The following is an 11,774-nucleotide window of genomic DNA, read 5'->3' on the forward strand; positions in this document are numbered from 1 at the left end:
TCAAAATTTCCATTATTAATTACCAACTATGCACAGAATCAGCGCCACACCAGGCGGATTAAATCAGTCTGAAGGTTTATTTTTCCTCGCACAAACTCCCGCCCCTTTCGTGTTGATTACAGCAGCCGATACTGATATTCAAACCCTAGCGGCTGTAGTTCCCAAATTACCTAGTCAATTCCCTGAACTTCGAGTAGCCAACTTATTACAACTACAGCAACAAATAAGTATAGATGCTTATGGTGAGCAAGTTTTAGAATCTGCCCAAATAATTGTGCTTCGTCTCATAGGAGGAAGTTCCTACTGGGCTTATGGTTTAGAAGTAGTCCAGGAAATTGTCCAACGTAATGGCACAACTTTGATTGTGATGCCAGGGGATGACGGATTTGATCCTGATCTTATTTCCAAATCTACAGTTTCTCAAGAAATTGTTCAGAAAATTTGGCAATACTTTCAAGAAGGTGGCATAGAAAATTTCTTCAACGCGTTGCAATTTATCACTGATACAGTCCTATCAACAGCATTTAATCCACCAGCACCCCAATCTGTTCCCCGCGTGGGATTGTATGAGAAGAGTCAGGAGAAGAAAGAAGAAGAAAGAAAGAATCAGCCTAAAGTTGGGATTTTGTTTTATCGCGCTCATTATTTAGCAGGAAATACCAAAGTTATTGATGCTTTGTGTAATGCTTTAATAGAGAAAAATTTACAACCTGTACCTGTTTTTGTTTCTTCATTACGTGAACCTGGTGTCAGCGATAAGTTATGTGAATTGTTTGCAGAAGAAAATAATAATCATGTTAGTTTATTGATGAATACTACCAGCTTTTCCCTAGCAAGTTTAGAAACAGAAACACCACAAACTGAAATTTGGGAAAAATTAAATGTACCTGTTTTACAAGTAATTCTTTCCGCTAGTTCCGTTGAACAATGGGAATCACAATCACAAGGTTTAACACCCCGTGATATGGCGATAAATGTGGCATTACCAGAAGTAGACGGGAGAATTATTAGCCGGGCTGTGTCTTTCAAAACTTTGCAAACTCGGAATCATAAACTAGAAACCGATGTCGTAATTTATGAACCAGTGAGCGATCGCATTGAATTTGTCGCCCAACTGGCTGCAAACTGGGTACGATTGCGGGTAAAACAGCCCCAAGAACGCCGCATAGCTCTAATTTTAGCAAATTACCCCAACACCAACGGCCGCCTCGCCAACGGCGTAGGATTGGACACTCCTGCCAGTTGTGTAGAAATTCTCAAAGCTTTAAAATTAGCTGGTTATGAACTGGGAAATACTTGTACTGAGCGAAGTCGAAGTATTCCCGAAACCGGAGACGAATTAATTCAAATTCTCACATCTAGCGTTACCAATGATCCAGAAGGAAAAGATTGGAAACCAATCAACCAAAGTTTATCAACAACAGAATATAAAAACTATTTTTCTACCCTACCTATAAACATTCAAAAACAAATTATCGAACGTTGGGGAGAAAATTTTTCCCAATCACCAATCACCAATCACCAATCACCATTTCCCATTTCTGGAATTCAATTTGGTAATGTTTTCGTCGGTATTCAACCATCAAGAGGTTATGATCTCGACCCTAGTTTAAATTATCATGCGCCAGATTTAGAACCAACTCATAATTATTTAGCCTTTTATTATTGGGTACGAGAATCTTTTCATGCTGATGCCATAGTTCATGTCGGCAAACATGGCAACTTAGAATGGCTACCGGGAAAAAGTGTCGCTTTATCTAATACTTGTTATCCAGAAATTGCCTTGGGACCAATGCCCCATTTATATCCATTTATTGTTAATGATCCAGGAGAAGGTTCACAGGCAAAAAGACGCGCCCAAGCCGTAATAATTGATCATTTAACCCCACCAATGACCCGCGCCCAATTATATGGACCATTGCAACAGGTAGAAAACCTAATTGATGAATATTACGAAGCCGAAAGTTTAGATCCTTCCCGTTTACCAACAATACGAGATCGTATTCAAGAATTAGTCATCAAAGAAAACCTATATAAAGACTTAGGAATTACCAACCCCAAAGACATCACCAACTTTGAAACCTTAATCTTAAACTCCCTAGACGGTTACTTGTGCGAACTCAAAGAAGCCCAAATCCGTGACGGCTTACACATATTCGGCCAATGTCCCCAAGGAACACAACTGCGAGACTTAATAGTAGCGATCGCCCGCATCCCCAACCGCCATTATATCGGCATTACCAGAGCGATCGCCAAACAATGGCAAATAGACATAGACCCCCTCACAGACAACCTCTCAACCCCCTTCACCCCACCGATAACCCACTTTGCTCCTTTGCGCCTTTGCGCGAAACTTAAATCCTGTCATATCATCGGCGATGTCATCGAACTCCTAGAAATAGAAGCAGCCCACTTAGTAGAACAAATAATCGAGGGAACAGAAACCCAAAATTGGATCAGTGAAAAACTCCTCCCAGCCCTGCGAAAAACCAGCGAAGAAACCACCAACCTATTACGGGGACTTGATGGCAAATACGTCAAGAGCGGTGCTTCTGGCGCACCCACCCGCGGCCGCCCGGAAGTCCTGCCCACAGGTAAAAACTTTTACGCCGTTGATATTCGCGCCATACCCACAGAAACTGCCTGGGATATTGGCAGAAAAGCCGCTGAAACCCTGATTGAAACCTACACCCAAGAACATGGAGAATATCCCAAAACCCTGGGTTTATCCCTGTGGGGGACAGCTACCATGCGGACTGGTGGTGATGATATAGCCGAAGCTTTAGCTTTACTTGGTGTTCAACCCGTTTGGGATGGTGCAGCGCGACGAGTAGTAGATTTTGAAATTTTACCTTTATCCATTGTCGGTCGTCCCCGTGTGGATGTCACCCTGAGAATTTCTGGCTTTTTCCGGGATGCTTTTCCTAATTTAATCACCTTATTTGATCAAGCTGTGAAAGCGGTTTCGGCTTTAGATGAACCAGCAGATCAAAATCCTCTAGCAGATACAGTTCGCAAAGAAACTGAACAATGGACTCAAGAAGGTTTATCTTTAGAAGTAGCAGCCGAGCGATCGCAATATCGCGTTTTTGGTTCAAAACCAGGGGCTTATGGTGCAGGACTCCAAGGACTAATGGCCTCCCAAAACTGGGAAAATGATCAGGACTTAGCCCAAGCTTACACAAATTGGAGTGCTTACGCCTACTCCTCTAGTCAGGAAACAGGGAGCAATAATGTGGAAGCTTTTGAACAACGCTTGAAGCAAATGCAAATTGTCCTGCATAATCAAGACAATCGAGAACATGATTTACTCGATTCCGACGATTATTATCAATTTCAGGGTGGTTTAACCGCAGCGGTGCGTTCTCTTCAAGGTAAAAATCCTGAAACTTATTTTGGTGATAATTCCAACACATCCCAGCCTAAAGTCCGTCAACTTAGTTCAGAAATTGCCAGGGTTTATCGTTCTCGCGTGGTTAATCCTAAATGGATAGCTGGAGTTATGCGTCATGGTTATAAAGGTGCATTTGAAATGGCTGCAACCGTAGATTTTCTCTTCGCTTACGATGCTACCGCCCAATGTGTTGAAGATTATATGTATCAAGGTGTTGTTGAAGCATATTTAGAAGATGCTGCCGTTTGTGAATTTATCCAAGATAAAAATCCTTGGGCATTACGCGATATTGCAGAAAGACTACTAGAAGCAAATCAGCGCGGGTTATGGCAAGATGTAAGTATACAAACTTTAGAAGATCTCCGCAATTTAGTCCATCAGGCAGAAGCAACTATCGAAGAAAAATAATTTAATTTAGGAAACGAACATGGAAAACCTTGCGTATTTACATTTAGCCTTTGCCAATGAAGACATAGAAACCACTGAGTTAATATCTCTCAGTTCTTTATTCAAAAAAGCAGCAGCACCAAATTGGCAACTCTTTTCCAGCAATGCGTGGAAATACATGATTCCTCTGGTTCTTACTTTATCTATTCTTAATAGTGTTAGTAGTGTTTTCGCACTCGAAACCGAAAATAACAGCAATTCTGTCGGCAATCTAGCACAAAATTCGACATCTCACGTTGAAACCGAAAATAACGGTGATGTTGTTAAAAATCTAGCACAAAATTCGACATCTCAGGTTGAAAAAAGCAACAAACAATTTATCAGTACAGCCCCTACAACCCTCACTACGCCACATAATATCATTTCTGTAAGCAACAAACGCAAAAACCCCAATTTCTTTGTTAAAGGTGATGAAGGTGCCGATGTCAAAGTTTTACAAGAACGCTTGAAAATCGCTGGTTTCTATTATGGCAATTCCACAGGGATTTTTGGTCCAATTACTCAAGAATCTGTCAAACGATTCCAAAAAGCTTATAACCTCACAGTTGATGGCATTGTTGGTAAATCCACATTAGCGAAATTACCAGCGGTGACTGATGAAAATGACATAACTACTTCCCAAAAATCAGATAATCAAGATACACTTAGTTTAGGCGATCGCGGTGAAGCCGTCAGAATTCTCCAAGAACAATTAATCATAGCCGGATTCTTAAAAAATCAGCCCAATGGTTACTATGGTTCTAACACAGTTGATGCTGTAAATCGCTTTCAAAAACAGCACAAACTAGAAGCTAGTGGTATGGCTGGACAAACCACCCGTTCTAAGTTATATAGTTTAGTTAAAAATTCTGCCAAAAGTGATTTTACCACTTTAGAAATTCAAAGACGACTACATGAAAAAGGTTTCTATAAAGGTCAAATCAACGGCATGATGGCATCTGATACCAAAAAAGCAATTAGTCGCGCTCAAGAATTTTATGGTATCAGCCTTAAAGATGTTAAAAGCGGAAGTTTTTAATCCCGCTTTCTCAATGCAGTTAGATTCCCGCACTACTTGATTCATCTTCCAAAATTGCAGATGTCTATCCGTTCTATAAAACTTACCCAAAATTACCAAAGTCTAGACACATCTGGACAGCGATAACCTTAGTGTTTACTTCCTGCTTCATCACGGTCTTAGAATGGCTTCTAAGAGGTTTTTCCGCTCCACAGGCAATCTCGGTAGAACTTACCGTTTCTGACCGTAGTTCCTAAAAGGAACCCTATAATACCAAGTTCCTAGTTATCTAAATAGGCATTAATGCCCTTTGGCACTTAGGACATACAGCATGAATTGTCATTTGACAATCTAATAAATGGAAACCTTCTTTTTGGGCTGTTTTTCCGCCAATCTTTAAAATTGAGTCATTTTTAAACTCAATAGTCGCATTACAGCGGACACAAATTAAGTGATGATGGTGATGGGGATAAGGCTGATTAATTTCATAATGTTTATGCCCTTCACCTAATTCCAACTCCCGCAAAATCCCCATTCTCGCCATCAACTTTAAAGTGCGATAAATAGTTGATAAACTAATTCCTTCACTGTCAGCTTCTAAGCGATGATATAGATCCTCTGCGCTTAAATGCTCACCTTGGGGGAGTTCTTGAAAAATATGCAGAATTGTTTCGCGTTGTGGAGTTAAACGCCAGCCACGGTCGTTTAATTCCGCCTTGAGTGAACCAGTTGTGTAGACAGTCATACTAAATTTTCTCAACAAAGCTCATTAATTGAGAATATAACAAATGTTGGGGTTGATTTGCAACAATCATTGCCTATTGAGAATATTTGCTGATTGTCAGTTGTCAGTAGAAAATATCTTTCTATTGCCTCCTGCCTCCTGCCCCCTGCCTTCTGCCTCCTAACTTAATGACTCTAGATAGTCGCGGACTAGGTTACGGCGCTTGGGTTGGCGGAGTTTTTGCAAAGCCTTGGATTCAATTTGTCTGACTCTTTCCCGTGATAAATCAAGGGCGCGGCCAATTTCTGCTAAAGAGTAAGCATGACCATCGGATAAGCCAAAGCGCATTAAAATCACATCACGTTCCCGACCAGTTAAATCATCTAGAAGACTATGCAAATCTTTATGTAAAGATTCCCGCATTAACATCTCCTCTGGAGTAATCGTATCAGTCTCTAACAATTCTCCTAATTCAGTATCTTTATCCTTCCCTACCTTGGTTTCTAAAGACACAGAACGAGGAACTCTCAATAATACTTCCCGGACTTGGGCAGGTGTCATATCTAACTCAATTCCCAGGTCTTCTAAAGTCGGGGTACGACCTTTTTCTTGGGCAATTTTCCGTTGCGCCTTTTTAATTTTGTTGAGCTTTTCGGTAATATGAACAGGCAGGCGAATAGTCCGGCTAGAAGTAGCGATCGCCCTGGTAATACCTTGACGAATCCACCAGTAAGCATAGGTACTAAAACGATAGCCCTTGGTGGGGTCAAATTTCTCCACGGCTCGTTCTAAACCTAAAGTCCCTTCTTGAACCAAATCCAACAATTCCAAACCCCGATTTTGATACTTTTTAGCGACAGATACCACTAAACGCAAATTCGCCTTAATCATGTGGGATTTGGCTTGCAGTCCTTGAGTTTGAACTTGTTCTAGTTCTTCTACTGTTAAATTAGCAATTTCGGCCCAGCGTCTTTTGCCATTGGCTAGGGTAGGTTTAAGATCAGGTAAACTTATGCCCGCAGTAGTCGCCCACCGTTCTAAAGAAGGGCGGTGTCCTAATTCTGCTTTCAACCGCTCCTGTACCTCCATTAACCGCGAATAGGGGATAATTACAGCATCTCCTTCAGCAGCAGCAGCACTAAGCATTAATCGCATTCGTAAGTATCGCTGTACTTTTTGGGCTTCAGCAACTTCTTCATCTCGTCCCAATAACCGGACTCGGCCAATTTCTTGCAGATAGAGACGCACTAAGTCGGTACTGCGTCTGGTACTTTGCGCGGCTAAAGCTAAATCAGATTCAATCGTAGCCATGTCTAAATCTGGCAAATCATCATCATTATTGATTTCAATCTCCAAAGGTGGACTAGGATTTTGCCCGTCGTGGGCGGCATTTTTATAAAAGGATGTTGCTGGCATGATGTCTCAAATTACTCCAGGTAACAATAGATTATGGTTAGCTAAAATTACGGTTATCTAATCAACTGTTGCTATTCCGTAACTCGTCATCAAATAACACGGTTTGGGTTTCGATGTACAATTCTTTGCAAAACTTTGTACTAGTACCGCAGGGCGGAATTAAAAATTAACAATTAAAAATTAAAAAAGCAGATTGTATAAGCTTTTTAGGGATTTTTAATGGTTATCTTACTTACGATGTACTGTACTAGTCCAAGCGCGGAGGAGAGGAGAAAACTTAATTTATCAACTTTTGGACTGTTTTAACTGGATAGTTATTTTCGTCACAGTTTACTAGTTTGAAATAATACATTTTCAATGAGTCGTTTGTTGCTAGTATCCGTGTGATTAAACAAATAGCTATGGAAATCTTTAGCCAGATTTTCAATTATGATTTAACTGGTCAATAATACCATGCTTAGGAATATTAACGGTTATTTTTTTAACTGATTATAAACTCACTTCTAATTATGATGATGTTTATAAACTACATAGTCATATTTACATCACTCAAAAAGTAATTTCCTGACAATTTGACAAATTTTTTCTAGGGATTTTGCGGTAGTCATTTAATTTTAATTGGACACCTTACCCTGTCAGCATTTCTCCCTTATTTACCAGATTTGTTCTGTGGGAAAATTATCAAATTCAGGTTTGATATCTCGGATCATCAGTTTATCTAACGCTTGTCTGGGTGTAACTGCTCCTTCAAGTAGTTGATAAACTTGTTCAGTAATGGGAATAGCAATACCTCGTTGTTGGGCAATTTCCATTAATACCCGACAAGTGTTCACACCTTCGGCTGTACCTGGAAGATTTGCCAGAACTCCAGGCAGCGTTTGTCCATTGGCTAATTGATAACCAACTTGATAATTACGGCTTAAAGGGCTGTTGCAGGTTGCTAATAAGTCCCCTAGACCAGATAAACCATAAAATGTTTCCGTTTTCGCACCTAAAGTATTACCGATTCGTACCATTTCGGTTAACCCACGGGTGACTAGGGCAGCTTTGGCATTTGTGCCTAAGTGTAACCCATCACATACACCAGCGGCGATCGCTATCACATTTTTCAGTGTTCCTCCTAATTCTACGCCCACAGGGTCAGGGTTAGTATAGACACGAAAGCGACTAGAAGAAAATACCAATTGGACTGTTTGGGCAGCTTTGGTATTTTTACTCGCTACTACCGTTGCTGCTGGTAATTCCTGGGCAATTTCCTGGGATAAATTCGGACCCGATAAGACCACAACAGGAGAATTAGGAAAAGCTGCTTGCCAAATTTGCGAAGGTGTGTATGTAGTTTGTGGTTCTAGTCCCTTAGTTGCAGTCACAAAGATTGTCTGTGGAGACAGGGGGCAAGATTGCACCATAGAGGCCACATCTCTGACCCCTTTCATAGAAATAGCCGACAAGACTATTTGAGCATTTTTATTTTCTAATACTTTTTCTAGAGGTTGCGAGTCAGAACGTGACCATAAATGCACCTGATAATCATTAATAGCTGCTAATTTAGCCAAGGCTGCACCCCAAGCCCCCGCACCAAGAATAACGACAGATTTTGAATTTGGTAATTGGTGATTGGTCATTGGTGATTGGTAATTGGTGATTGGTGATTGGTGATTGGGGTAGAACAACTGACCACTGACCACTGACAACGAACAACTGACTATCTGGGATAACGTTTCATTAATTCTCTGACTTGTTCTGCATGATAGGAGCTTCTTGTCAAGGGTGAAGAAACAACTTGTAAAAATCCTAGTTCTTCCCCAAAAGTTTGCCAGGCGGCAAATTGCTCAGGTGTTATAAAATCAGATACTTGTAAGTGTTTTTGACTGGGTTGGAGATATTGCCCAATTGTCAAAATATCACAATCTACTCTTCGTAGGTCTTCCATGACTTGGCAAATTTCTGCATCTGTTTCACCCAAGCCGACCATAATACCAGATTTGGTGTAAGTGCTGGGAGAAATTTGGCGCGAGCGCTGTAATAATTCCATTGTCCGCTCATAATTTCCTTGGGGACGCACACGGCGGTATAAGCGGGAGATGGTTTCTGTGTTGTGGTTAATTACTTCTGGTTTAGCTTGGAGAATGATTTCTAAAGCTTGCCAATTACCGCATAAGTCGGGAATTAATACTTCTATTGTTGTATGAGGCGAAACTTCATGAATAGCATTAATACAGTGGACAAATTGAGATGCACCACCATCAGGTAAATCATCTCGGTTAACGGAAGTAATCACGACGTGATTAAGCTGCATTCGCCGCACTGCTTCTGCTAGTCGTGTCGGTTCGGTGGGATCTAATGCTTGGGGTTTCTTTTCAAAATCAATATCACAGTAAGGACAAGCCCTGGTGCAAGCTGGACCCATAATCAAAAATGTGGCAGTACCCGCGTTGAAGCATTCCCCAATATTGGGACAGGAAGCCTCTTCGCAAACGGTATTCAGGGCTAAATCCCGCAAAATTTCTTTAACGTTACCAACACGCTCCCATTGAGGCGCTTTTACTCGCAACCAGTCTGGTTTTACAGTCACAGTCTACTTTTACCATTTTAGTTATACAAATCTTATGGTAGCAAGCAAAGACCTTTGTGGAAAAGAGAAAGTTTGTTATTTTCTGCTGATTGTGGTAATATCTTTTTATAATGCCATTTTTGTGGCGGGATGTGGCGCAGCTTGGTAGCGCACTTCGTTCGGGACGAAGGGGCCGCTGGTTCGAATCCAGTCATCCCGATTTTGAACTTTACAGCACTTACCGGTGTTATGAGGTACATATATAGCGGGCAAGATGCCCGCACTACAAGAGTTTTTAAAGGCAACTCGTTGATTATAAATTAACTATACAATAGTTTATGGCTGCATGAATTATGTTATGCCTACGGCACGCTGCGCGAACGCGCAGAGGTACAAAGGAGCAAAGGCGCAAAGGTTAAGATTTTTATTTTACCTCTTAGGTGTAGAATTTTAGTCAAGTTATTAATAATAGAAATTCTAGAATAAAGCTAAATGTTTGAACAAACTTTTAAAAATATTGATGATGTTCTCTGGAAAGAGGCAGGTTGTACTACAGAATTAGATTACACTGAGCAAACTTCATGGCTACTGTTTTTGAAGTATTTGGATGATTTGGAGCAGGACAGAGAAGACAAAGCCAAATTAGCGGGGGATTCCTATCAGTTTATCATTGATGAAACCCATCGTTGGTCTGTTTGGGCTGCACCTAAAGATCAAAATGGGAAATTAGATCAAAATCATGCGCTGACTGGTGATGATTTGATTGATTATGTCAACCGCAAGTTATTTCCATATTTACAGGGTTTTAAGGAACGAGCTACTAGTCCAGATACGATAGAATATAAGATTGGCGAGATTTTTAGCGAGATTAAAAATAGGTTTCAAAGTGGTTATAGTTTGCGGGATGCTTTGGAATATATTGATGAATTAAGATTTAGATCCCAACAGGAAAAACATGAGTTATCCCATCTCTATGAAGCGAAAATCAAGAATATGGGCAATGCGGGGCGTAATGGTGGGGAATATTATACACCACGTCCTTTAATTCGCGCCATGATTCAGGTTGTTAAGCCGAAAATTGGGGAAAAAATTTATGATGGTGCTTGTGGTTCTGCGGGTTTTTTATGTGAAAGTTACGACTATTTAAGACAGGGTTTCGGCTTCGCTCAACCCAAGGGTAATCTGACAACTAAACAACTGGAAATACTCCAGAAAAATACTTTTACGGGTAAGGAAAAGAAGAGTTTGGCTTATGTCATTGCGATCATGAATTTGATTTTACATGGCATTGATGCGCCGAATATTATTCATACTAATACTTTGACGGAAAATCTTAGTGATGTTCAAGATAAAGATCGTTTTGATGTGATTTTAGCAAATCCGCCATTTGGAGGGAAGGAACGGAAGGAAGTACAGAATAATTTTAATATTAAAACTGGGGAAACGGCGTTTTTATTTTTGCAGCATTTTATCAAAATGTTGAAGGTTGGCGGTAGGGCGGCGGTAGTTATTAAAAATACCTTTCTTTCTAATTCTGATAATGCTTCGCGGGCTTTGCGTCAAGAGCTTTTGAGTAGTTGTAATTTACATTCTATTTTAGATTGTCCTGGAGGAACTTTTATCGGGGCGGGGGTGAAAACTGTTGTTTTATTCTTTGAAAAGGGAGAACCTGTAGACGCGATTCAGACAACACCGATTTTTAATCAAGGGAAGTCTATAAATGAACAAATGGCAACTCGGAAAATTTGGTATTATCAATTAGATCCGGGGCGGAATATGGGGAAAACTAATTCCCTGAATGATGATGATTTACAGGAGTTTGTGGAGTTACAATCCACTTTTTCGGAATCGGAAAAGTCTTGGTTGGTGGATGTTACGGATATTGATCAGGAGAGTTTTGATCTGTCGGTGAAAAATCCGCATAAGGGGGAGGAAGCAGCTTTACGAGAACCCCAGGAAATTTTGGATGAAATTGCGATTTTAGATGGGGAAAGTGCGGAGATTTTGGCAAGTATTTTACAGTTGACAGTTAACAGTTGATGGACTGTGTTAGGCTTATTTTTGGTGTCTTTTTTTTGTTCTAAGGTACTATGAAAAATATCAAAATCATTGTCGAAAAACACCCTGATGGTTATGTTGCTTATCCTTTAGAGGTTGTTTGAAAAGTATTATATGAAACCCATAATCTCCAAAAACCTAACCCCCCTTCCCCCCTTCCCTACAAGGGAATGGGGGTTTTAAA

7 protein-coding genes and 1 tRNA gene are annotated in these 11,774 nt (G+C 40.5%); 4 read left to right on the forward strand and 4 right to left on the reverse strand.

Annotation, left to right across the window (positions count from 1 at the left end; genetic code table 11):
* The first annotated feature begins 28 nt into the window (after positions 1-28).
* Together cobN and FJR06_RS21430 are read left to right on the forward strand one after the other, a co-directional pair.
* A complete protein-coding gene (gene cobN, locus FJR06_RS21425; protein WP_168652232.1) occupies positions 29-3,802 on the forward strand; it encodes a cobaltochelatase subunit CobN in 3,774 nt (1,257 codons plus the stop codon).
* 19 nt (positions 3,803-3,821) lie between these two features.
* The gene (locus FJR06_RS21430) at positions 3,822-4,859 is read left to right on the forward strand and encodes a peptidoglycan-binding protein (protein ID WP_168652233.1); all 1,038 of its coding nucleotides are present in this window, start codon (positions 3,822-3,824) and stop codon (positions 4,857-4,859) included.
* 268 nt (positions 4,860-5,127) lie between these two features.
* On the opposite strand, the gene FJR06_RS21435 is transcribed toward FJR06_RS21430, so the two are convergent.
* From FJR06_RS21435 to lipA, 4 genes are all read right to left on the reverse strand, one after another.
* On the reverse strand, positions 5,128-5,583 hold the full coding sequence (locus FJR06_RS21435) for a Fur family transcriptional regulator (RefSeq protein WP_015080256.1): 456 nt from the start codon (positions 5,581-5,583) through the stop codon (positions 5,128-5,130).
* 159 nt (positions 5,584-5,742) lie between these two features.
* Entirely contained in the window at positions 5,743-6,978 is a 1,236-nt protein-coding gene (sigC, locus tag FJR06_RS21440; protein WP_168652234.1) for an RNA polymerase sigma factor SigC, read from the reverse strand.
* A 653-nt stretch (positions 6,979-7,631) separates the two neighbouring features.
* Positions 7,632-8,603, reverse strand: coding sequence for an NAD(P)H-dependent glycerol-3-phosphate dehydrogenase (locus tag FJR06_RS21445; protein WP_168652235.1), 972 nt, complete (start codon positions 8,601-8,603; stop codon positions 7,632-7,634).
* Between the two features lie 80 nt (positions 8,604-8,683).
* Entirely contained in the window at positions 8,684-9,553 is an 870-nt protein-coding gene (lipA, locus tag FJR06_RS21450; RefSeq protein ID WP_168632101.1) for a lipoyl synthase, read from the reverse strand.
* A 125-nt stretch (positions 9,554-9,678) separates the two neighbouring features.
* Between lipA and FJR06_RS21455 the strand changes: the two genes are divergently transcribed.
* Both FJR06_RS21455 and FJR06_RS21460 read left to right on the forward strand, forming a co-directional pair.
* A tRNA-Pro gene (locus FJR06_RS21455) sits at positions 9,679-9,752 on the forward strand.
* Between the two features lie 272 nt (positions 9,753-10,024).
* Positions 10,025-11,572: an N-6 DNA methylase gene (locus FJR06_RS21460; protein WP_168652236.1), complete on the forward strand. Its 1,548-nt coding sequence runs from the start codon at positions 10,025-10,027 to the stop codon at positions 11,570-11,572.
* Positions 11,573-11,774 lie beyond the last annotated feature (202 nt).

Origin of the sequence: Dolichospermum sp. UHCC 0352, assembly GCF_009711925.1 — a bacterium.
GTDB classification, from domain to species: domain Bacteria; phylum Cyanobacteriota; class Cyanobacteriia; order Cyanobacteriales; family Nostocaceae; genus Dolichospermum; species Dolichospermum lemmermannii.

What these genes read in the sequence shown, in the direction of transcription:
- FJR06_RS21435 (WP_015080256.1), bottom strand. Translation starts at nt 5,583, where the DNA reads ATGACTGTCTACACAACTGGTTCACTCAAGGCGGAATTAAACGACCGT.
- FJR06_RS21445 (WP_168652235.1), bottom strand. Translation starts at nt 8,603, where the DNA reads ATGACCAATCACCAATTACCAAATTCAAAATCTGTCGTTATTCTTGGT.
- FJR06_RS21460 (WP_168652236.1), top strand. Translation starts at nt 10,025, where the DNA reads ATGTTTGAACAAACTTTTAAAAATATTGATGATGTTCTCTGGAAAGAG.
- FJR06_RS21430 (WP_168652233.1), top strand. Translation starts at nt 3,822, where the DNA reads ATGGAAAACCTTGCGTATTTACATTTAGCCTTTGCCAATGAAGACATA.
- cobN (WP_168652232.1), top strand. Translation starts at nt 29, where the DNA reads ATGCACAGAATCAGCGCCACACCAGGCGGATTAAATCAGTCTGAAGGT.
- sigC (WP_168652234.1), bottom strand. Translation starts at nt 6,978, where the DNA reads ATGCCAGCAACATCCTTTTATAAAAATGCCGCCCACGACGGGCAAAAT.